Source organism: Phenylobacterium sp., assembly GCF_965229015.1.
Lineage (GTDB): Bacteria > Pseudomonadota > Alphaproteobacteria > Caulobacterales > Caulobacteraceae > Phenylobacterium.
The window spans coordinates 974,673-994,714 of record NZ_CBDDIM010000001.1 but is presented as its reverse complement, the minus strand read 5'-3'; the positions used below and the strand labels follow the sequence as shown (position 1 = coordinate 994,714).

Here is a 20,042-nt window from a genome sequence, read left to right as displayed (position 1 = left end):
GATCGCGGCGCCTATTTACACGCCCGTCCGCAAGCTTCCTAGCGCCGCCGATGCGATGGCGTGGCTGCACGCCCAGGCCGCCGCCCAGGCCGACCGGCTCGGCCTGTGGACGCCAGTGGCCTTCGGATGCGGCGCGGCGGCCTACTTCGCCCTGCCGCGCGAGCCCCTCGCCCTGCTGGCCCTCGCCGTCCTGGGCCTGGCCGGCGGCCTGCTGCTGATCCGCGCGCGATGGGGCGGCAGCCGCGCCCTGGCCGTGGCCCTGACCCTGGCGGCCTTCGCCCTGGCCGGCTTCGCGGCGGGCAAGCTGCGCACCGAGCAGGTCCGCGCCCCCCAGGCGCCCGCCGGCCGGGGGATGGCGACCATCGACGCCTTCGTGGTGGACGTCGCCAGTCCGGGGCAGGGCGGCCCACGTCTGTTGCTGGCGCCGATCCGGGTCGGCGGCCTGGACCCCGAGGCGACCCCGATCCGCGCGCGGGTCACCCTGCAGGCCGACGCGGCCCTGCCGGCTCCGGGAACCGCCGTCCGCCTGCGCGGCATGCTGAACCCGCCGCCGCCGCCGGCCAGCCCCGGCTCCTACGACTTCGCCCGCGACGCCTTCTTCGAGGAAATCGGCGGGGTGGGCTTCACCCTCACCGCGCCTCGCCAGATCTTCGCCGAGCCGCCGCCCTGGCGCCTCGCCCTGGAGATGCGGGTCAACGCCGCCCGCTGGGCCCTGGCGCGCAAGATCGTCGACCAGATGGGGGTGGAGAGCGGCGGCCTGGCCGCGGCCATGGTCACCGGGCATGAGGCCTTCGTGCCCAAGGAACAGGTGGACGCCCTGCGGGCGGCGGGCCTGGCCCACATCATCTCCATTTCCGGCCTGCACATGGCCATCGTCGGCGGCTTCGCCTTCGCCGGGGTACGCCTGCTGATCGCGGCCTGGCCCTGGCTCGCCCTGCGTCTGTCCAGCAAGAAGGCCGCGGCCCTGGCCGGCCTCGCCGCCGTCCTGGCCTATCTGGTGCTCTCGGGCGCGCCGGCGCCGGCCGAGCGGGCCGCCATCACCGCCTGCGCGGCCTTCGGGGCCATCCTGGTGGATCGCCGCGCCATCAGCCTGCACACCCTGGCCGTCGCCGCCCTGGTGATCCTGGCCCTGCAGCCGGAGGCGGTCACCGAGCCGGGCTTCCAGATGTCCTTCGCCGCCACCACGGCCCTCGTCGCCCTGGCCGAGCTCTGGCCGCGGCCGGTGCGGGAGATCAACGCGCCTTGGCCGATCCGCGGCGTCCAGGCGGTGGGGACCTGGCTCGGCGCCAGCCTGGCGGCCAGCTTCGTGGCGGGCCTGGCCACCGGCCCCTTCGCCATGCAGCACTTCAACCGGGTCTCCACCTTCGGCCTGGCCGCCAACCTGCTGGTGGCGCCCATCTCCTCCTTCCTGATGATGCCGGCCCTGGCCCTGGGGGCGGTGCTGGCGCCCCTGGGCCTGGGGGAGGCCCCCCTGCGGGCGGCGGGCCTGGCCATCGAGGCCATGAACCGCATCGCCGCGACGGCGGCGGGCCTGCCCCACGCCCAGATCATCGTGGCCAGCGCGCCGGCCTGGACCCTGCCGGCGGCCTTCCTGGGCATCCTGTGGCTCTGTCTGTGGAAGGGGCCTCTGCGCTGGGCCGGCCTCCCGCTCGCCCTGGCCGTCACCCTGACCCCGCGCCCGCCGCCGCCGGACATCTGGATCGCCGCCGACGGCTCGACCCTGGCGGTGCGGCAGGGCGGGCAGGCGGTTCTGTTCCGCCCCGATGTGAAGCTGTTCGGCGCCGAGCTCTGGGCGCGACGGCGCGGCCTGGAGCCGGCCACGGACGGTCTTGCGGCCCGCGACGCCCTCTATGACTGCGACCGCTGGTCCTGCGCCCCGAGGCCCGGCTCGGGCCCGCGCGTGGCCGCGGTCTTCACCCGGCGCGCCTCCACGATCGAGAAGAAGCTGCCGCTGTTCTGCCAATGGGCGCAGGTGGTGGTGGTGCGTGGCGCGGCGAGCGCCTCCGACTGCCCTGGGGCCCTGTTGCTGACCGAGGACGACTTCGCCCGCGGCGGCTCGGCCGAACTCTATCGCACGGCGCAGGGCTGGAGGATCGTGTGGGCGCAGACCCTGCGGGGCCGGCGCCCTTGGACGAACTAGAGCACGTCAGGCGGAAGTGGATACCGGTTCCGCCGCCCGACGTGCTCTAATATCTTGAATCTAGACCCGTTTTGTCGTTTCAGATGAGTCCGTCTGAAACGGTCAGGGTCTAGTGGTACTTGCGGATCAGGCCGACGAGGCGGCCCTGAACCTGGACCTGGTCGGGTCCGAAGATGCGGGTCTCATAGGCCGGGTTGGCGGCCTCCAGGGCGATGGAGGCCCCCTTCTTGCGCAGGCGTTTGAGGGTGGCTTCCTCGCCCATCACCAGGGCCACGACGATCTCGCCGGAGGTGGCGGTGTCGGTCTTGCGGATCACCACATAGTCGCCGTCCAGGATGCCGGCGTTGATCATGGAGTCGCCCTGCACCTCGAGGGCGAAGTGCTCGCCCGCGCCCAGCATGCTCTCGGGCACGTGCATGCGGTCGCGCTCCTGCTGGATCGCCTCGATGGGGGTGCCGGCGGCGATTTTGCCGAGGATGGAGATCTCGCGGGTGTCGTTGGCCGCCGCCGGCTGCGGGGCGGACGATCCGGCCTCCACCAGCTGCGGCTTGAAGGGTGCGCGGCCCTTGGGCGGGGAGGAGGTGGTGGCCTGCTGCGGCAGCTTCACCACTTCCAGGGCCCGGGCCCGGTGCGGCAGGCGGCGCAGGAAGCCGCGCTCCTCGAGCGCCGTGATCAGGCGGTGGATGCCGGACTTGGACGCCAGGTCGAGCGCCTCCTTCATCTCGTCGAAGGATGGCGAGACGCCGCTCTCCTTGATCCGCTCATGGATGAACATGAGCAATTCGTGCTGTTTGCGGGTGAGCATGGACGTAGAGCCCTTAAAGAACAAAGCAGAAACCTTGCCGATGTTCTCTAGGCGTTCTTCGTTAATGTCAAGTTGACCGCGGGCTAGGCGAGCAGGGCCTTCGCCGCGGCCGCCACGTCGGCCTGACGCATCAGGCTTTCCCCCACCAGCATGGCGCGGGCGCCCGACCGCTCCAGGCGGGCGGCGTCGGCGGGGGTGAAGATGCCGCTTTCCGTGACCAGCAAGGCGTTTGCGGGGGCCAGGGCCGCCAGCCGCTCGGTGATGGCCAGGTCGATCTCGAAGCTGCGCAGGTCGCGGTTGTTGACCCCCACCAGGGTCGCGCCCAGCGCCCCGGCCCGGGCCATCTCGCCCTCGTCGTGGACCTCCACCAGGGCGTCCAGGCCGAATCGGGCGGCCTCCCGCATCAACGCGGCGGCGACGGAATCATCGACCATGGCCAGGATCACCAGGATGGCGTCGGCCCCCAGAGCCCGGGATTCGGCCACCTGCCAGGGGTCCACCAGGAACTCCTTGCGCAGGGCGGGCAGGGCGCAGGCGTCGCGCGCGGCGGTCAGGAAACTGTCGGCGCCCTGGAAGCTGGGCCCGTCGGTCAGCACCGAGAGGCAGGCCGCGCCCCCGGCCTCATAGGCGCGGGCGAGCGCCGGCGGGTCGAAGTCGGCGCGGATCAGCCCCTTGGAGGGCGAGGCCTTCTTGATCTCGGCGATCAGGGCCAGGCGACCCGGCGCGTGGGCGCGTTCCAGGGCGGCGCGGAAGCCCCGCGGCGCGGAGGCCCGGGCCGCGGCGGCCTCCACCTGGGCCACGGTGCGCAGGGCCTTCCGCTCGGCGACCTCGTCACGCTTGTAGGCGGCGATCTTGGCGAGGATGTCGCTCACGGTACGCTCGTGATGGCCACGAGCTGCTCCAGGGCGCGCCTGGCCCGGCCGTCGTCGATGACGGCGCGCGCCAGGTCGATCCCGTCGCGCAGGGTCTCCACCTTCTCCCCCACCAGGAAGGCGGCGGCGGCGTTCAGCAGCACGATGTCGCGATAGGCCCCGGTCTCGCCGTCCAGCAGGGCGCGCAGGGCCACGGCGTTCTCGGCCGGCGTCCCCCCGGTCAGGTCGGCCAGGGCCGCCCGCTTCAGGCCCACGGCCTCAGGGGTGACGGTGAACAGCCGCGACTGGCCCTCGCGCCATTCGGCCACGACCGTTTCCCCCGTGGTGGTCATCTCGTCCATGCCGCCGCCGTGGACGACCCAGGCCCGCTCGGTCCCGAGCGCGCCCAGCACGCGGGCCAGGGGTTCGACCCAGCGTTCGGCGAAGACCCCCATCACCTGGCGCTTGGCGCCGGCCGGATTGGTCAACGGTCCCAAGAGGTTGAACAGGGTTCTGAACCCCAGCTCGGCCCGGATCGGCGAGACGTGGCGCATGGCGCCATGATGGGCCTGGGCGAACATGAAGCAGATGCCGGCCTCGTCCAGCGCCTGCAGCTGGCGCTCGGTGGAGGCCGAGATGTCGACCCCCAGCTCGCTCAGCACGTCGGCCGCGCCGGAGCGTGAGGACAGCGCCCGGTTGCCGTGCTTGGCGACCTTCAGGCCGCCGCCGGCCGCCACGAAGCCCACGGCGGTGGAGATGTTCAGGGTGTGCAGGCCGTCGCCGCCGGTGCCGCAGACGTCGATGACGTCATGGGGGTGGTCCAGGGTCACGGCGGCGCGGCGCATGGCCCGCGCGCAGGCGGTGATCTCGCCGACGGTCTCGCCGCGCAGGCGCATGGCGGTGATGGCCGCGGCCACCTGGGCCGGGGTCGGCTCGCCCCGCAGGCAGGCGGCGAAGAAGTTTCCGGCGTCCTCCTCCGACAGGGTCGCGCCGTCGGCCAGCAGGCCCAGCAGAGGCTTGAAGGCGTCGGACATCAGGCCGGGACGGTCCGCGGCGCGCCGGCCAGGTCCAGGAAATTGGCCAGCAACTGGTGGCCGCCCTCGGTGGCGATGGATTCCGGGTGGAACTGCACCCCGTGGATCGGCCGGGTCCTGTGCTGGAAGCCCATGACCTCGCCGTCGTCGGTCCAGGCGGTGACCTCCAGGACGTCGGGCAGGGTCTCCTTGGCCACCGACAGGCTGTGATAGCGGGTGGCGGTGAAGGGGTTGGGCAGGCCGGCGAACACCCCCTTGCCGGTGTGGTGGATGGGGCTGGTCTTGCCGTGCATGATCGCCTTGGCGCGCACCACCTCGCCGCCGAAGGCCTGGCCGATGGCCTGATGGCCCAGGCAGACCCCCAGGATCGGCAGGTCCTGCGGCGCGCCGGTGATCAGGCCCAGGCAGATGCCGGCCTCGTTGGGGGTGCAGGGGCCCGGCGAGAGCAGGATGCCGTCCGGCTTCAGCCCCAGGGCCCCCGGAACCGTCAGGGCGTCATTGCGATAGACGAGCGTCTCCGCCCCCAGCTCGTTCAGATAGTGGACGAGGTTGTAGGTGAAGCTGTCGTAGTTATCGATGACCAGGATCATGATCGTCCATCTAGGCTGTAGGCGCTCCTGCGCCAAGTCCGCGCATTGCGCCGGGTGCAAGTTGAGCGGAGGCTGTGGCCATGCCGCCCGCTGATTCCGTCCTCGACGCCGACCAGATCGCCCGCGCCCGCCTGTTGCTGGCGACGCCGGCGGCCAAGGAATCGATGTGGCCGGTGCTCTGCGCCGCGGCCTTCGCGGCCTCCACGGCCCTGACCCTGGCCACCGCCATGATCCTGGCGCCGCCGGTGATCACCCAGCACGTCGTGCAGGGCGACCGCTAGGCGCCTCGACTAGACGAAGCGCCAGCTTTCCTCGGCCGCCCGGCGCAGGGCGCGGGCCTTGTGCAGGGTCTCGTCGTACTCGGCGTCGGGATCGCTATCGACCACCACACCGCCGCCGGCCTGGACGTACATCATCCCGTCCTTGAAGCAGGCGGTGCGCAGGACGATGCAGGTGTCCACCGAGCCGTCGGCGCCGAAATAGCCGACGGCGCCCGCATAGGCGATGCCGCGCTTCTCCAGCTCCAGCTCGTCGATGATCTGCATGGCCCGGACCTTGGGCGCGCCCGAGAGCGTGCCGGCGGGCAGGGCGGCCATCAGCACGTCCACGGGATCCAGGCCCTCGGGCGCGTCGCCCTCGACATTGGAGACCAGGTGCATGACGTGGCTGTAGCGCTCCACGAAGAAGCTGGCGGTCACCCGCACGTGCGACCCCTTGGAGGGCGTGGGCGGCTCGTTGGCGCCCGGCTTGTTCAGCATCGCCACCCGGCCCACGTCGTTGCGGCCGAGGTCCAGCAGCATCAGGTGTTCGGCCCGCTCCTTGGGGTCGGCGATCAGCTCGGCCTCCAGGGCCAGGTCCTCCTCCGGCGTCGCGCCGCGGGGACGGGTGCCGGCGATGGGGCGGATGGTGATCTTGCCGTCCCGCAGCCGCACCAGGATCTCGGGGCTTGAGCCGGCGAGCTGGAAGTCGCCGAAGTTCAGATAGAACAGGAAGGGCGAGGGGTTCATCCGCCGGAGCGACCGGTAGAGGGCGAAGGGATCGCGGCTGAAGGGCGCGCGGAACCGGTGGCTGGGCACCACCTGGAAGATGTCGCCGGCGCGGATGTAGTCCTTGGCCCGTTCCACGATGGCCCGATAGTCCTCGCGGCTGACCGGGGTGGTGAAGGCGTCGGGCTCGGCCACGCCGTCGCCGGAGAGCGGCGGGGCGGGCTTGCGGAAGTCGTCCATCACCCCCTCCAGCCGCGCCTGGGCCGCGTCGAAGGCCGCCCGCGCCGACAGCCCGTCGGGCCGCACGGTCGTCACCAGGATGATCTCCTGGGCGATGGCGTCGAAGATGGCGACGATGGAGGGCCGGATCATCAGGCCGTCGGGCAGGTTCAGGGGGTCGGGATTGACGTTGGGCAGCTTCTCCACCAGCCGGATCATGTCGTAGCCGATGGCCCCGAACACGCCGGCCGACATCGGCGGCAGGCCCGCGGGCAGGTCCAGGCGCGATGCGGCCACCAGGTCGCGCAGCGAATCCAGCGCGCCGCCCTTCTGGGTCACGAACTGGCCGGCGGCGATGCCGGCGCCCTGCGCGATCTCGGCCACGTCGCCCCGGCACCGCCAGACGAGATCGGGCTTCATGGCGATCACCGAATAGCGGCCCCTCCAGGCGCCGCCCTCCACGCTCTCGAACAGGAAGGCGTAGGGCCGCCCGTGGGCGATCTTCAGATAGGCCGAGACCGGGGTCTCGAGGTCGTCGATCAGACGGGTCCAGACGACCTGCGGCGCGCCTTGGGCATATTTCTGCTCAAAGTCCGCAAACGCAGGTTCGATCGTCACTTCGCCGTCTCCGTCTTGGCCGCCTTGGCGTCCTTCTTGGTCTCGAGGGGTTCGAGGCCCAGCGCGATGCGCGCATTGTTGGCATTGGTCTTCACCTTCACCAGGGACCGCGCGGCCTTGCGGGCGTCCTCCTGGATCTCGCGGAAGGTCCCCTCGGTCATCTGGGGGCGGCTTTCCTCGGTGATGCGGGCCAGGGTCGGGCCGGTGGGGGCGCGGACCGCCTCCAGCTTGCCGACGATCAGGCCGAAGGTTGTAGCCTCGGCGGTGAACACCTCGCCGGACTTGGCGTTGAAGGCCTTGATCAGGGCGTCGCGGGACAGGATCTTGTTCTGGCCGGCGTTCTGGCGGTCGATTCCGGTGGCGCGGCCCACCTGGCCCCCCACCGTGGCGGCGACGGCCTCCAGGCTCTCACCCTTGCGCACCCGGGCGGCCAGCTCGTCGGCCTTGGCCTGCAGGCGCTTGACCATCTCGCGCATCATCCAGACGCGGGTCAGCTGCGGCTTGACCTCGGCCAGCGGCGGCATGGCCTTGGGGATGATCTTGTCGACGCGGACGGCGTAATACTCGCCCTGGCCGGCTTCCTCGACCTCGCTTTCGCCGCCCTGGGGCAGGCTGAAGGCGCTCTTCAGCAGCTTCTCGTTCACGCCGGGCACGGGCTGGCCCTGCGGGCTGCCGCCCTGTTCGGACACCGGGCCAATGGTCAGGACCGGCACATTGGCCTTCTTGGCGGATTCGGCCAGGTTGGCGCCGCTGTCGTGGGCGTCCGAATAGGCCTGGCTCATGGCGTAGACCTTTTCGGCGGCCGCGTCCTTGCGCAGCTCGGCCTCCAGTTGCGGACGGATCTGGTCGAGGGTGACGGCCTGACCAGGCGTGATCTTGCTGACCGCGATCACCGCGAAGCCGAGGTCGCCCTTCACCGGGGTGATCTGGCCGACGGGCAGGCGGAAGGCGGCTTCCCCGACCTTGGGGTCGGCGATCGCCGTGCGCGGCTTGTCGGCATAGGTGATGGCGTCGACCCCCAGGGACTTGGCGATGGCGGCCGGCGCCTCGCCCTTGGCCAGGCGGGCGGCCACGGTCTGGGCCGCGGCGGCGTCCTTCACCGGAATCTGGATCAGGCTGCGGGTCTCGGGCTTGGAAAGGGTGTCGCGGCGATATTCGAAGCGCTTCTGCAGCTCTGCGGGATCGATCGGCAGATCGGCGCTGACCATGGAGGGGCTGAAGCGGACCACGGTCAGGACGCGGAATTCCGGACGGGTCAGGGCCGCGGCGTTTTCCTGCATCAGGGTGGTGAGTTGGGCGTCGGTGGGCAGGGGCGGCGGGGCCACCGTGCGCGGATCGACGGTGAAGTAGCCGACATCGCGGCTTTCCAGCCCGTAGATGGCGCCCAGGGCGGTATAGGCGCGCGGCACCCGCAGGCCGTTGGCGAAGGCCGAGGCCAGGTGCGCCTCGGCGATCTGGTCGCGCATGATCATCTCGAAGGCTGGCGGGGTCAGGCCGTTCTCGCTCAGGCGCTGGGCGTAGAGGGCCTTGTCGAAGCGGCCGGAGACCTGGTCGAAGAAGGCCGGAATCTTCTGCAGCTCGCGGGTGATCAGCACGTCGGAGGGCCGCACGCCGATCTTCCACAGCATCTCGCCGAAGGCCTCGCGGTTGGCGACGTCGTTCAGCACCCGGGTGTCCAGGCCGTTGGCGGCGGCCACCTCGTTGGTGATCGGCTGGCCCACCTGCTGCTCGGCGCCTTTGCGGAAATTGTCGAACTCCCGCTTGAAGTCGGTGGCCGAGACCTTGCGCGACCCGGCAGTCACCACGGAATTGGAGACCCCGCCCTTGAAGACGTCATGAATGCCGAAGATGGCGAAGCTGACGATCAGCAGGCCGATAAGAACGGCGGCGACCCAGGATTTGGCGAAGGTGCGGACGGCGGCGAGCATGTGGACGGTCTTCCTGGCCCCGCGGGGCGAGCATCGGAACGGGCGGTATAGTGGAGGCCGCTTGGCCCCCGCAAGCGCGTGACAGAAAACACAAGGCGCCTTACTCGCCCAGGGAACACGACAAAAGCGAGGCCTTGATGACCGCCCCCACCCCCCTGATCGCCGGAAACTGGAAGATGAACGGGGATTCCGCGTCCCTTGGGGAGGCGCTGGCCACCGCCGCCGGCCTCGGATCGACCAAGGCCCGCGTCGCCATCTGCCCGCCCGCCACCCTGGTTTCCCGCATGGCCAATGCGCTGAAGGCCACCAATGTGCTGGTGGGTGGCCAGGACTGCCGCGCCGAGGCCGCCGGCGCCTATACCGGCGACATCGCCGCCAGCATGCTGGCCGACGCCGGCGCCGAGCTGGTGATCCTCGGCCACTCCGAACGTCGCAGCGGCTATGGCGAGACCGACGCCCTGGTGGCCGCCAAGACGGTGGCGGCCCTCGCCGCCGGCCTGGAGCCCATCGTCTGCGTCGGCGAGACCCTGGAGCAGCGCAAGGCCGGCAAGGCCCTGGAGGTCGTCACCGGGCAGGTGAGGGGCTCTCTGCCCGCCGACCTGGCCGGCCAGGCCTTCTGCGTCGCCTATGAACCCGTCTGGGCCATCGGCACGGGTCTCACCCCCTCCACCGAGGAGATCGTCGAGGTCCACCGCGCCATCCGCGCCACCCTGACGGACGTCTTTGGCGCCCACGGCGCGACGGTGGCCATCCTCTACGGCGGCTCGGTGAAGCCCTCCAACGCCGCCGAGATCCTCCACGCCGACGAAGTGGGCGGCGCCCTGGTGGGCGGCGCTTCGCTGAAGGCCGCCGACTTCCTGGGAATCATCGGCGCGGTCTGAGGCTGAGGCGGCCCCGGTTCAGCTAAATCACCGCCCGGTCGAACCGCACCCGGAAGAACCGCGTCTCCACGCCCTCGATGCCGAAGTCGTTGTCGTTCACCAGCAGGAGTTCGCGGTCCGACAGCGCGATCATGCCTTCAAGGTCCGGGGCGACCTCCGGAGCCTCGTCGCTGGTGAAGATCAGCTCCTTGTCGAGCACCTCGGCGCCGGTCAGGTCGACCGCGTAGACCTTGCTGGTATGGGTGATGCGCTCCAGCACCAGCAACCGGCCGGAGCCCACGCACAGCAGCTCACCGATCTTCAGGTCGCTGGGCGCCACCGGTCCCGCCGCGAGGTCCCTCAGGAAGCTTTCCGGGGGATCGAGGGGATAGCTGTGCTCGGCCAGCAGCGCGCCGGACACCGCGTCCAGGGTCCATATCCGCGCGGCTCGGGCGTCGTCGCCCTCGAAGGCGCTTTGGAACCCGACATAGAGCCGCGTCTCGTCGTGCGACACCGCCAGGCCTTCGAACCCGCGGTTGAGCCGCCGGCGGCTCGCCATGGACGGCAGGATGTCCCGCCCGCCGGCCGCCACCAGCCCCTCCGGCGTCCAGCGCAGATCCACCACGCCATCGGCCCGCACCTTCATCAGTGATGGCCCGTATTCCTCCGCGACCCAGAACGAGCCGTCGGTCATGGCCACGACCGCCTCGCTGTCGGCGCCGTTCGGATCGGCGCCCAGGGGCCGGCCATCCAGGTCGAACAAAGGCTCCATCGCTGCGGCGTCGCCGCCGGGCAGGGGCAGGCCGGTGATCGGCGCCCCCGAAGCCGCCCGCAGCGGCAATGTCCTCAGCCACTCGACCCGGTTTCCCGTGATCTGCAGTTCCGACAGGCTCGGCCCGAACTCGGGCATCGGCAGAATCTTGGCGCCCGGCACATCGCGCAGGTGGGTGAGCCCCTGCACGCCATAGATATTCCGAGCCTGATCCACCTTCAGGTTGGGGCCCCGGTCTCCCAGCGCCCATAGTCGTCCGGGCCGATCGCCGGGGCGTCGCGTCAGGCCCGAGCCTAGCCCCAGGGTGGCGCGCAGCACCTGGTCGGGCAGCACCACCTCGCCCAGCGAACGATCCTGCCAGGCCAGCCGTTCGACCGTGAAGCGCGGCGGCGTCATGCAAATCCTTCTGAAGCGGCCTGTCGGATTCGATAGCTTGAACCGCGCCTGCGCATCGCGACGATCCTCCGGATCGCAGAGCGTCGCCACACCGGAGTTCGACCATGACCGAAATGACCTCCTATCTCGGCTGGAAGATCGACTACGGCCAGCCCTTGGGGGAGGCGGCCTATCTGCAGCCCGGTTCGGTGCACTGGCGGGTCTACAAGAACCCCATCGCCCTGGCGGTCGGCGGCGTCGCCGCGGTGCTGCTGGAGTTCGCCGACGCCCGCATCTGCTCCGGGGTCTGGGACCATTCCACCTACAAGGCCGACCCCATCGGCCGCTCCAAGCGCACCGGCGTGGCGGCCATGGTGGGGGTCTATGGCCCGCAGAGCGCCGCGCGCCGGGTGATCCAGGGCGTCTCCAACATGCACGCCAGAGTCAAGGGCGCGACGCCCACGGGCGAGGCCTACAAGGCCCTGGATCCGGAACTGCTGGACTGGGTCAGCGCCACGGCGGCCTACGGCTTCCTCAACGCCTATGACCGGTTCGTCTCGCCGGTCTCGGAGGCCGACAAGACCCGCTTCTACGAGGAGGGCGGGCCGATCGCCCGGCTCTACGGCGTGCAGTACGCGCCGAAGTCCACCGCCGACTTCCTGGGCATGATGGACAGGCTCGTCGACCGCTTCGAGCCGCACCCCATCGTCGAGGAGTTCCTGGCCATCATCCAGTCGGGCCAGGCCGCGCCGGGCCTGCCCAAGTTCCTGCACCGGGCCCTGGCCCGCGCCTCGGTCTCCCTGCTGCCGCCCATCGTGCGCGAGAAGCTGGCCCTGGGCCCGGAATACGACCTGACGGGCGCCGACCGCCTGGCCCTGAAGATCGCCGGCAAGCTGGCCGACCGCATCCCGGTCCGCGATTCGGCGCCGTGCCAGGCCAGCAGGCGCCTGGGGCTGCCGGAGAACTTTCTCTATCGCAGCCGGCGCGCGCAGGAACGCCTGCTGGCGGCCCGCGCGACACCCACCCAAAGTGTCATCCCGGTTTCCGCGTAGCGGAAGACCGGGACCCAGAAGCACCGATCCATCCTGCACGCCCCGCGCATCTGGGTCCCGCACTTCCGCGCCTGCGGCGCTCCATGCGGGATGACACAATGGAGCACGGGGTGACACAGTGGAGTGGCCTAAGGCCCCTTCAGCTCCACCGTGTTCCCCTCGGGGTCCTGCAGGTAGATCGACAGGCCGTCGCCGTGGGCCCCGTAGCGGGGGCCCTCCTCGCTGATGGCCACGCCATGGGCGGCCAGATGGGCGCGGATGACGGCGTCGTCGAAGCCCGTGACGGTCAGGCAGAAATGGTCGAGGTTGCGGCCCTCATTGCCCGGCGCAGCGCCGCCCAGGGCGCCCAGCTTCCCGTCGATCGTCACCAGGTCGATCAGGCTGGCCCCGGCCCGTAGATGGGTCAGGCCGAGCTCCGGACGGTCCCAGTCCACGGAACATCCCAGGACGTCGGTGTAGAAGGCGATCATCGAGGCCTTGTCGCGGATGCGCAGGACGATGTGGTCGAAGCCGGCGAGTTGAAGCGGATGGTCGGTCATGGGTCTCAGATAGTCCGTTCAGGTCGCAAGGCTAGAGCAGCAGGCCGAACAGACGGCAGTCGCGGCGGTCGCCGTCGCGCAGGACGTGGCCGCGCAGCAGGCCCTCTTCCTTGAAGCCCAGCTTCTCCAGCAGGGCGTCGGAGCGCCGGTTGCCCAGGTGGGTGCGCGCCGTCAGCCGCCGCAGGCCCGTCGACGCGGCGTAGGCGATGACCGCCCGCATGGCCTCCACGGCGTAGCCTTGTCCCCAGGCGCCGCGTCCCAGCATGAAGCCGACCTCGGCGCGCTTGTGCCAGCGGTCGATGTCCGACAGGTCGCAGCAGCCCAGGAATTGCTCCCCCTGCAGGGTGCGCATGGCCCAGTAGAGCGCCCGGCCCCCCGCCATGTCCTCAACCTGACCGGCGACGATGGCGCGGACCAGGTCGGGATCGTCGATTTCGGGCACGTCCCAGTGGGCCATGACCTCGGCGTCGTTCATCAGGGGAAACAGCAGATCGGCGTCGGAGACCTCGAGGGGACGGAGGTTCAGGCGTTCGGTTTCGAGAATCATTGGTCTTGCCCGCGACGTGCGACGCCCTAGCTATGGCCTTGCGCGCATCTCAGTGGTAGAGCGCGCGCTTCATTTCGGCTCCGCTCCTTCGGCCGAGGCTATCGGACGTACACATGCTGCTTGGCATCCTTCTCACCATCCACATCATCGTCTGTGTCTGCCTCATCGTCGTGGTGCTGATGCAACGCTCGGAAGGTGGAGCGCTCGGCATGGGCGGCGGACCGACCGGTTTCATGAGCGCCCGCGGCGCCGGGGACCTGCTCACCCGCGTCACCTGGATCCTGGGTTCCACCTTCTTCGTGCTCAGCCTGGCGCTCACCCTGCTGTCGGGCCGCCAGGGCGCGGCGGAGTCCGTCGTCGACCGCATGAAGGTCGAGTCCATCGACCCCAACAAGCTGAACCGCGCTCCGCAGCCGCAGCCGGAGAGCCCCAGCGCGGCGCCGGCGCCCCTGACCGCCCCGACCCCGCAGGTGCGCAATCCCTTCACCGGCGAGGCGGAGGGGACGACCCCGGCCGCGCCCGCCCCCGCCAAGCCCTGATCCGATCGCCATGGTCGATCTGGCGTCGGCGCCGCGCACGCGGCGTGATCCCTCATGGGTGGGGCGAGGTGCGGCGTTTGCGCCCGCAAGCAAGTTTCACGAATCACCACAGCGCGCGCGCTGCGAATCACGGCTAATCTGAACGCCCATGACGCGGTACATTTTCATCACCGGCGGCGTGGTCTCCTCCTTGGGGAAGGGTCTGGCCTCCGCGGCGCTCGGCGCGCTCCTGCAGGCTCGGGGCTACAAGGTCCGCCTTCGCAAGCTCGACCCCTATCTCAACGTCGATCCGGGGACGATGAGCCCCTATCAGCACGGCGAGGTCTTCGTCACCGACGACGGCGCCGAGACCGACCTGGACCTGGGCCACTACGAGCGCTTCACCGGGGTGAACGCCACCAAGGCCGACAACATCACCACCGGCCAGATCTACAAGACCATCATCGAGAAGGAGCGGCGCGGCGACTATAACGGCGCCACCGTCCAGGTGATCCCGCACGTCACCGACCAGATCCGCGAGTTCGTGCTGTCGGACCCAGGGGAGGGCGTCGACTTCGTCCTGGTGGAGATCGGCGGCACGGTGGGCGACATCGAGGGCCTGCCGTTCTTCGAGGCGATCCGCCAGCTGGGCCAGGAGCTGCCTCGCGGCCACGCCTGCTACATCCACCTGACCCTGCTGCCCTACATCAAGACCGCCGGCGAGATGAAGACCAAGCCGACCCAGCACTCCGTCAAGGAGCTGCGGTCCATCGGCATCCAGCCCGACATCCTGCTCTGCCGCTGCGAAATGCCCATCCCCCAGGGCGAACGCCGCAAGATCGGCCTGTTCTGCAATGTGCGCGAAAGCGCCGTCATCCAGGCGATGGACAGCGCCAACATCTACCACGTGCCCCTCGACTATCACGAGCAGGGCCTGGACCGGGAGGTGCTCGACGTCTTCGGCATGGCCGAGTCGGCGCCCGCGCCGGACCTGACCCGCTGGAAGGCCATCTCCGCCAGCCTGACCAATCCGGACGGCGAGGTGAACATCGCCATCGTCGGCAAGTACACCGGCCTCACCGACGCCTACAAATCCCTGGTGGAGGCCCTGATCCACGGCGGCGTCGCCCAGAACGTGCGGGTGAGGTTCGACTGGATCGAGGGCGAAGCCTTCGAGCGGGAGGAGGGGCTGATCGCCCAGCGCCTCACCGACGTCCACGGCGTCCTGGTCCCCGGCGCCTTCGGCGAGCGCGGCTCGGAGGGCATGATCCGCGCCGTCCAGTTCGCCCGCGAGCACATGATCCCCTATTTCGGCGTCTGCTTCGGCATGCAGATGGCCATGATCGAGGCGGCCCGGAACCTGGCCGGCATCGAGGGCGCCTCCTCCACGGAGTTCGGCCCCACCGCCGAGCCCATCGTCGGCCTGATGACCGAGTGGACCAAGGGCAATGAGCGCCAGGTCCGCAAGGAGGGCGACGACCTGGGCGGCACCATGCGCCTGGGGGCCTACGAGGCGGTCCTGACGCCCGGCTCCAAGGTTTCGGAGATCTATGGCGGCCTGACCATCAGCGAGCGCCACAGGCACCGCTACGAGGTCAATATCGACTACCGCGACCGCATCGAGCAGACCGGCCTGGCGTTTTCGGGCCTGTCGCCCGACGGCGTCCTGCCGGAAATCTGCGAACGCAGCGACCATCCCTGGTTCATCGGCGTCCAGTTCCACCCTGAGCTCAAGAGCCGTCCCTTCGAGCCCCACCCCCTGTTCGCCAGCTTCATCGGCGCCGCGAAGGACCGCTCGCGGCTGGTCTAGGTCGGGGGTGAAGACGCGATCTCGGTTTCAGGGCCTTCGGCGCTTGAAACGAAGCGGGGTTTGCGTCATACACCCGCGCTCACGTCGGCGGCCCCGGGCCGCCGCTTCCATTTCCACGCCTGAGAGATTCTCCCATGGCCGTTCCGAAACGCAAAACTTCCCCCTCGCGTCGCAACATGCGCCGCAGCCACGACGCCCTGGGCGCCAACTCCTATGTCGAGGACAAGGAAACCGGCGAACTGAAGCGCCCGCACCACGTCGACCTGAAGACCGGCATGTACAAGGGCCGCCAGGTCATCACGCCGAAGGAAGACTAGTCTTCCTCGCCGCCCTCACGGGCGCGCGGCGTCTTCGAGCTTGAAGATCAGAAAGCCACCCGCTGCGGGCTCCGCGGCGGGTGGCTTTGCCTTGGGCGCTCAATAGCCGGCGTAGCGGATTCCGGCCCGGGTCTCGGCGATGGCCGCGTCGGTGGCCGAGATCGCCGCGGCGCGGTGGCCCCCCTTGTCGTTGTTGGCGGCGATCAGGTGCGCGCGCGCGCCCTGCAGGGCGTCCAGCGCCGCCGCCATCTGCGGCTGGGCCGCCGTGGCGCGCCCGATCAGGGCCCCAAGGGCCATGGCGGCGGCGACGCCGGCGATGTTCAGCTTGGTCTTCGGTGTCATCTGGGTCTCCGGGTATGTCTCCCCCCACGGTGACGGTGCGCCCGCCGCCCCAGGCGGGGTACTGGCGAATTTTGGGCCGCCGGCCGCCCTCCGAACCCCCCACAGGATTTGCCCCGCGGCCCGAAGCTGGCTAAGGGTCGCGCGCCTTTTCTCAATGCCCACCCCGGGGACTTCCATGACCGAGATCGTCGACATCACCGCCCGCGAAATCCTCGACAGCCGCGGCAACCCGACGGTCGAGGTGGACGTGGTGCTGGAGGACGGCTCGATTGGCCGCGCCGCCGTGCCGTCGGGCGCCTCCACGGGCGCCCACGAGGCGGTGGAGAAGCGCGACGGCGACAAGAGCCGCTACGGCGGCAAGGGCGTCCTGCAGGCGGTCGACGCCGTCAACGGCGAGATCTACGACGCGCTCTCCGGCTTCGAGGCCGAGGACCAGCGCCGCCTCGACACCCTGCTGATCGAGCTGGACGGCACCCCCAACAAGTCGCGCCTGGGCGCCAACGCCATCCTCGGCGTCAGCCTGGCCGTCGCCAAGGCCGCGGCCACCGCCGCCGACCTGCCGCTCTACAAGTATGTCGGCGGAGTCTCGGCCCGCGTCCTGCCGGTGCCGATGATGAACATCATCAATGGCGGCGCCCACGCCGACAACCCGATCGACATCCAGGAATTCATGATCCTGCCCACCGGGGCGGTCACCTTCGCCGAGGGCCTGCGCATGGGCGCGGAGATCTTCCACGGCCTGAAGAGCGCGCTGAAGGCCGCCGGCCACAACACCAATGTCGGCGACGAGGGCGGCTTCGCCCCCAACATCGCCACGGCGGAAGAGGCGCTCGCCTTCATCGTCAAGTCCGGCGAGGCCGCCGGCTACAAGGCCGGCCGCGACTTCGTGCTGGGTCTGGACGTCGCCTCCACCGAGTTCTTCAAGAACGGCAAGTACGAGATGACCGGGGAGGGCAAGAGCCTCGATCCCTCCGGCATGGTCGACTACCTGGCCAACCTGGTCTCGGCCTTCCCGATCGTCACCATCGAGGACGGCTGCGGCGAGGACGACTTCGAGGGCTGGAAGCTGCTGACCGACAAGCTGGGCGCCAAGGTCCAGCTGGTGGGGGACGACCTCTTCGTCACCAATCCCAAGCGCCTGGCCATGGGCATCGAGAAGGGCCTGGCCAATTCGATCCTGGTGAAGGTCAACCAGATCGGCACCTTGTCGGAGACACTTGACGCCGTGGAGATGGCCCACCGCGCCGGCTACACCTCGGTGATGAGCCACCGCTCCGGCGAGACCGAGGACTCCACCATCGCCGACCTCTCCGTCGCCGCCAATTGCGGGCAGATCAAGACCGGGTCCCTGGCCCGCTCCGACCGCACCGCCAAGTACAACCAGCTGCTGCGCATCGAGGAAGAGCTGGGCGACCAGGCGGTCTATCTCGGCCGCGCCGCCCTCAAGGGCCGCTAGGGCCGGGACTCAGTAGGCCGAACCCCACCCCGTCATCCCGGCTGCAGCGTAGCGGAGAGCCGGGACCCAGGGGCCCAGCGCATGGCCCCTGGGTCCCGGATCGACCTACCGGCCGTCCGGGATGACGCAGAGAATTGGCTAGGGGGTTTGATCGCGGTCGCCCCGACCAAATTCGAAGCCAAATGCCTCAAGCGTCGCTATTGACGCCGGTCAAGGCGGCGCGCGGACCCCTGGGGCATGGCGGACGGGAAAACCGGAGTCCCGCCATGTCCCTTCGCAACACCCGCGCCGCCTATGGCTGGGCGGCCATCGCCCTCCACTGGATCAGCGCGGTCGGCGTCACCGCCCTCTACCTGCTGGGCGAGCAGATGGAGGAGGCGCCGGACCGGGCCGCCAAGATCGCCGCCCAGAACCTGCACGTCTCGGTCGCGGTCCTGCTCTTCACCTTCCTGGCCGCCCGTCTGCTGTGGAGCGTCTCGCAGCCCCATCCCCGGCCTCTGGAGCAGAATGTCTGGCTGCATCGGGCCGCCATGGCGGTGCAGGTCCTGTTCCTGCTGATGATCGCGGTGTTGCTGATCACCGGGCCGCTGGCGGTCTGGTCGGTCGCCCGGCCGATCCAGGTCTTCGATCTCTTCGCCATCCCCAGCCCCTTCCCGGTGCGAATCGGCTGGCTGCACGAAGCCGCCGAGGAGGTGCACGGCGCGGCCAGCAAGCTGTTCTGGCCGCTGATCGCCCTGCACGTGGCCGGCGCCCTGAAGCACCTGGTGATCGATCGCGACGGGACCCTGCAGCGGATCCTGTGGGTCAAGCGCGCCGGATAGGGCTAACCTCGCCCCGCCTTCTTCGCTCCGGCCAGGCCGGCGTCTCAGCCCCAAAGGGTCAGCATGGTTCGATCTCACCGCGAAATGCACCTCATCGAGCGGGTCGGCTGGCTGCGGGCCGCGGTCCTGGGCGCCAATGACGGCATCGTCTCCACCGCCAGCCTGATCGTCGGCGTCGCCGCCGCCGCCCAGGGGCGCAGCGAAATCCTCGTCGCCGGCGTGGCGGGCCTGGTGGCCGGCGCCATGTCCATGGCCGCCGGTGAATATGTCTCGGTCAGTTCGCAGTCCGACACCGAGCGGGCCGATCTCGCCCGGGAGAAGGGCGAACTGGCCACCCAGCCGGAGCTCGAGCTGGCGGAGCTGGCGGGAATCTACGCCGAGCGCGGGGTCGAACCCGGCCTGGCGCGCGAGGTGGCCCGTCAACTGATGGCCAAGGACGCCCTGGGAGCCCATGCCCGCGACGAGCTGGGCATCTCCGAGATGACCACGGCCAAGCCGGTGCAGGCGGCCATCACCTCGGCGCTCACCTTCGCGACCGGGGCGGCCCTGCCGTTGGTCCTGGCCATCGTGACGCCGCTTCCGGCCCTGGTTCCGGCGGTCTCTGCGGCCTCCATCGCCTTCCTGGCCCTGCTGGGCGGGGTGGGGGCGCGGGCCGGCGGCGCGCCGATCTGGAAGGCGGTCGCTCGAGTGACCTTCTGGGGCGCCATGGCCATGGCCCTGACGGCCGGCGTCGGAGCGGTGTTCGGCGTCGCGGCCTAGGGGGCTCAACAGCGCGCCGGCTTGCCAAGACAATTCCGTCATCCCGGACGGCCGTCAGGCCCGGCTCTCCGCTTCGCTGCGGCCGGGATGACGGGAATTTGTCGGAGTGCGACCACGCCTCAGGCCCCGCCCCAATATCCTCAATCCGATGCGACCCTTGGCCCCGCGGCCTCAAGCTTGACCGCAACGCAATATTAAACATGAAGCGTCACCCTGACCGGGTCCTGAAACGCGTTTGATTCCAAGCCAGTGCTCGCACGAATTCGCCCCTATCTGCCGACCGCCGCCCTGGCCTTCCTGATCTTCTATTTCGGGTTCCACGCCTTCACGGGCGATCGCGGCCTGCTGTCGTCGGATCTGCGCGACGCCACCCTGGCCGCCAAGATCGCCGAACTGAACAAGGTGCGCATTGAGAGGCAGGATCTTGAGGCCCGCGCCCGCCTTTTGCGCGACACCAGTCTTTCGGCCGATCTGCTGGAAGAGCGGGCTCGTTCCCTGCTAGGTTTCGCCGACCCGAGAGACTATGTGATCCGGGTGAAGCCGTAGGGCGGATTCGTTCGTTCCAGGGTGCGATGGCCGTGACCGGAGACCGGTCTTTGGCCTTTATCGCGCTCTACAGAAGGTTTGGAGCGTTATAGCTTCGACCCTGAAGCGATGACGCTCCACAGGACGACTGACTCGGGAACGAGGCCCCAGTGGCGAA

General features: G+C 69.9%; 21 protein-coding genes. 11 read left to right on the top strand and 10 right to left on the bottom strand.

All coding sequences use genetic code 11. The features are described from left to right. Positions 1–55 precede the first annotated feature (55 nt). Positions 56–2,140: a ComEC/Rec2 family competence protein gene (locus tag ACO06I_RS04960; RefSeq protein ID WP_421931490.1), complete on the top strand. Its 2,085-nt coding sequence runs from the start codon at positions 56–58 to the stop codon at positions 2,138–2,140. A 109-nt stretch (positions 2,141–2,249) separates the two neighbouring features. Here ACO06I_RS04960 and lexA read toward each other — a convergent pair whose 3' ends face one another. The 4 genes from lexA to ACO06I_RS04940 form a co-directional block, all read right to left on the bottom strand. Then, on the bottom strand, positions 2,250–2,945 hold the full coding sequence (gene lexA, locus ACO06I_RS04955) for a transcriptional repressor LexA (protein ID WP_304699904.1): 696 nt from the start codon (positions 2,943–2,945) through the stop codon (positions 2,250–2,252). A gap of 83 nt (positions 2,946–3,028) precedes the next feature. Then, entirely contained in the window at positions 3,029–3,817 is a 789-nt protein-coding gene (trpC, locus tag ACO06I_RS04950) for an indole-3-glycerol phosphate synthase TrpC (RefSeq protein WP_421931489.1), read from the bottom strand. Beyond that, positions 3,814–4,830, bottom strand: a complete 1,017-nt coding sequence (gene trpD, locus ACO06I_RS04945) for an anthranilate phosphoribosyltransferase (RefSeq protein WP_421931488.1) — start codon at positions 4,828–4,830, stop codon at positions 3,814–3,816. The genes trpC and trpD overlap by 4 nt, the downstream gene beginning before the upstream one ends. Beyond that, a complete protein-coding gene (locus tag ACO06I_RS04940; RefSeq protein WP_421931487.1) occupies positions 4,830–5,420 on the bottom strand; it encodes an anthranilate synthase component II in 591 nt (196 codons plus the stop codon). The genes trpD and ACO06I_RS04940 overlap by 1 nt, the downstream gene beginning before the upstream one ends. 80 nt (positions 5,421–5,500) lie before the next feature. On the opposite strand from ACO06I_RS04940, the gene ACO06I_RS04935 reads away from it, so the two are divergent. After that, positions 5,501–5,701: a hypothetical protein gene (locus tag ACO06I_RS04935; RefSeq protein WP_304699897.1), complete on the top strand. Its 201-nt coding sequence runs from the start codon at positions 5,501–5,503 to the stop codon at positions 5,699–5,701. Positions 5,702–5,710: 9 nt separating this feature from the next. On the opposite strand, the gene trpE is transcribed toward ACO06I_RS04935, so the two are convergent. Further along, entirely contained in the window at positions 5,711–7,243 is a 1,533-nt protein-coding gene (gene trpE, locus ACO06I_RS04930) for an anthranilate synthase component I (protein ID WP_421931486.1), read from the bottom strand. Next, positions 7,240–9,171, bottom strand: coding sequence for a SurA N-terminal domain-containing protein (locus ACO06I_RS04925; RefSeq protein WP_421931485.1), 1,932 nt, complete (start codon positions 9,169–9,171; stop codon positions 7,240–7,242). Before ACO06I_RS04925 ends, trpE begins: the two co-directional genes overlap by 4 nt. Positions 9,172–9,308: 137 nt before the next feature. Here ACO06I_RS04925 and tpiA point away from each other — a divergent pair, with 137 nt between their 5' ends. Next, entirely contained in the window at positions 9,309–10,052 is a 744-nt protein-coding gene (tpiA, locus tag ACO06I_RS04920; RefSeq protein WP_421931484.1) for a triose-phosphate isomerase, read from the top strand. A gap of 22 nt (positions 10,053–10,074) precedes the next feature. Here the strand turns inward: tpiA and ACO06I_RS04915 are convergent, their stop codons facing one another. Further along, positions 10,075–11,199 carry an esterase-like activity of phytase family protein gene (locus tag ACO06I_RS04915; RefSeq protein ID WP_421931483.1) on the bottom strand — a complete coding sequence of 375 codons (1,125 nt, stop codon included), beginning with the start codon at positions 11,197–11,199 and terminating at the stop codon, positions 10,075–10,077. A 104-nt stretch (positions 11,200–11,303) separates the two neighbouring features. Between ACO06I_RS04915 and ACO06I_RS04910 the strand changes: the two genes are divergently transcribed. Continuing rightward, positions 11,304–12,230, top strand: a complete 927-nt coding sequence (locus ACO06I_RS04910) for an oxygenase MpaB family protein (RefSeq protein ID WP_421931482.1) — start codon at positions 11,304–11,306, stop codon at positions 12,228–12,230. Positions 12,231–12,358: 128 nt separating this feature from the next. Here ACO06I_RS04910 and ACO06I_RS04905 read toward each other — a convergent pair whose 3' ends face one another. Both ACO06I_RS04905 and ACO06I_RS04900 read right to left on the bottom strand, forming a co-directional pair. Further along, on the bottom strand, positions 12,359–12,769 hold the full coding sequence (locus ACO06I_RS04905; protein ID WP_421931481.1) for a VOC family protein: 411 nt from the start codon (positions 12,767–12,769) through the stop codon (positions 12,359–12,361). 31 nt (positions 12,770–12,800) lie between these two features. Then, complete coding sequence (locus tag ACO06I_RS04900) at positions 12,801–13,316, bottom strand: GNAT family N-acetyltransferase (RefSeq protein ID WP_421931480.1); 516 nt, start codon at positions 13,314–13,316, stop codon at positions 12,801–12,803. A 113-nt stretch (positions 13,317–13,429) separates the two neighbouring features. Between ACO06I_RS04900 and secG the strand changes: the two genes are divergently transcribed. The 3 genes from secG (at position 13,430) to rpmF (ending at position 15,961) form a co-directional block, all read left to right on the top strand. Then, the gene (secG, locus tag ACO06I_RS04895) at positions 13,430–13,855 is read left to right on the top strand and encodes a preprotein translocase subunit SecG (protein WP_421931479.1); all 426 of its coding nucleotides are present in this window, start codon (positions 13,430–13,432) and stop codon (positions 13,853–13,855) included. A 148-nt stretch (positions 13,856–14,003) separates the two neighbouring features. Further along, positions 14,004–15,644, top strand: a complete 1,641-nt coding sequence (locus tag ACO06I_RS04890) for a CTP synthase (RefSeq protein ID WP_421931478.1) — start codon at positions 14,004–14,006, stop codon at positions 15,642–15,644. Between the two features lie 134 nt (positions 15,645–15,778). Next, positions 15,779–15,961, top strand: coding sequence for a 50S ribosomal protein L32 (gene rpmF / locus ACO06I_RS04885; RefSeq protein ID WP_304701635.1), 183 nt, complete (start codon positions 15,779–15,781; stop codon positions 15,959–15,961). 99 nt (positions 15,962–16,060) lie between these two features. Here the strand turns inward: rpmF and ACO06I_RS04880 are convergent, their stop codons facing one another. After that, on the bottom strand, positions 16,061–16,303 hold the full coding sequence (locus ACO06I_RS04880) for a hypothetical protein (RefSeq protein WP_421931477.1): 243 nt from the start codon (positions 16,301–16,303) through the stop codon (positions 16,061–16,063). 175 nt (positions 16,304–16,478) lie between these two features. Here ACO06I_RS04880 and eno point away from each other — a divergent pair, with 175 nt between their 5' ends. The 4 genes from eno to ACO06I_RS04860 all read left to right on the top strand — a co-directional run bounded on the left by eno (position 16,479) and on the right by ACO06I_RS04860 (position 19,885). Further along, positions 16,479–17,759 carry a phosphopyruvate hydratase gene (eno, locus tag ACO06I_RS04875; RefSeq protein WP_421931476.1) on the top strand — a complete coding sequence of 427 codons (1,281 nt, stop codon included), beginning with the start codon at positions 16,479–16,481 and terminating at the stop codon, positions 17,757–17,759. 266 nt (positions 17,760–18,025) lie between these two features. After that, the gene (locus ACO06I_RS04870; RefSeq protein ID WP_421931475.1) at positions 18,026–18,580 is read left to right on the top strand and encodes a cytochrome b; all 555 of its coding nucleotides are present in this window, start codon (positions 18,026–18,028) and stop codon (positions 18,578–18,580) included. Between the two features lie 84 nt (positions 18,581–18,664). Next, positions 18,665–19,339: a VIT1/CCC1 transporter family protein gene (locus tag ACO06I_RS04865; protein ID WP_421931474.1), complete on the top strand. Its 675-nt coding sequence runs from the start codon at positions 18,665–18,667 to the stop codon at positions 19,337–19,339. A gap of 249 nt (positions 19,340–19,588) precedes the next feature. Beyond that, a complete protein-coding gene (locus ACO06I_RS04860) occupies positions 19,589–19,885 on the top strand; it encodes an FtsB family cell division protein (RefSeq protein WP_421931473.1) in 297 nt (98 codons plus the stop codon). Positions 19,886–20,042: the final 157 nt, after the last annotated feature.